Genomic DNA, 1,151 nt, shown 5'->3' with positions numbered 1-1,151 from the left:
GCTGTTCTCGGTGCCCGGAATCGCGTCGGTGATCGTCGCGATGGGCGATCCGCGGGTGCTCGGCGGACTCACGATCGGTGCGACGGCGCTGGTGGTCTGGGCCTTCTGGCCGCGGTCGGCGCCGGGCCGCCGCGCTGTCGCGAAGGCGAGGGGCCGATGAACGGCCGTGCGCGGTGCGCCGCAGGGCTTGCGACCGCCGCAGCCGTCGCACTCCTCGCGGCTGCTCCTGCGTGGGCGGCACCGTCGACCGAGGTCGTGCAGGGCAGAGTGCTGCGGCTGGTCTCGGTCGCCGACTGGTCCGCGGCCTCGAGTCTTCTGCCCGGGCAGATCGTGCAGTGGGACGTCACCGTGAGCGCGGAGGCCGCAGACCCGGGGGTCGTCACCGTGGGAGTCAGCGCTGACGGCGAGGCCGAACTCGTCGTCGAGGTGCTCGGGTGCGATACGGAGTGGGACGAGAGCGGATGCTCCGAAGGGGAGACGACGGTGAGATCCGCCTGGGCGATCCGGCGCGACGGCGTCGAGGTGCCACTTCTCGAGATGGCTGATACGGATGTCGCGTATCTGAGGATGGTCGTCGCGCTCGCCGCGGATGACGACGGGAGCACACGGATGCGCGTGCACGCACGGGGTGCGGGGGAGTCGGCGATGATCGGCCCGGACGGGGGCCTCGCCACCACGGGAATGTCGCCGCTCGCGCCATGGGCGGTCGGAACGGGTCTCGCCCTGGTCGGAGGCGGTGCGGCACTGAGCGCGGCTCGTCGGCGGAGGGCGTCTGCCGAGATCGGCGAGGAACCATGACCGCGCGGCTGGGGCACCGGGTCCTCGCCGGCGTCGCCGGGGTGGCGCTGCTCGTCGGCGTCGGTCTGGCGCCGACGGCTCAGATCACAGATGCGGCCTTCACCGATCCGGAGCAGGGGCGAGCGACGATCACAGCCCTCAACGTCCCGGAGCCGGTGAGCTCTCAGACGCCGGGGTGTGTCGCGAGCAGCGGGCTGCTCGGGGTGAACCCTGTGGTCACAATCTACTGGCGGGTGCCGGTAGGGGCCACCGGGTACTCCGTGACGAATGCGGAGTTCGGCCTGGCGAACAACCAGGGTCTGCTCGAGCCGATCCTCAGCAACCTGCTGCAGAACGTGAGCACGACCGGCACC

General features: G+C 71.5%; 2 protein-coding genes. Both read left to right on the top strand.

The genetic code is table 11. From position 1 onward, the window contains the following. Positions 1-156: 156 nt before the first annotated feature. Positions 157-798 carry a hypothetical protein gene (locus J7E68_RS18440; protein ID WP_215174993.1) on the top strand — a complete coding sequence of 214 codons (642 nt, stop codon included), beginning with the start codon at positions 157-159 and terminating at the stop codon, positions 796-798. Further along, the coding region (locus J7E68_RS18435) for a hypothetical protein (RefSeq protein WP_215174992.1) at positions 795-1,151 on the top strand (357 nt) is incomplete at its 3' end. The genes J7E68_RS18440 and J7E68_RS18435, both read left to right, overlap by 4 nt.

This window comes from Microbacterium sp. ISL-103 (assembly GCF_018613995.1).
In the GTDB taxonomy this organism is placed as follows: domain Bacteria; phylum Actinomycetota; class Actinomycetes; order Actinomycetales; family Microbacteriaceae; genus Microbacterium.
Note: the sequence above shows the minus strand (reverse complement) of the source record. Positions and strands in the feature narration are given on the sequence as shown.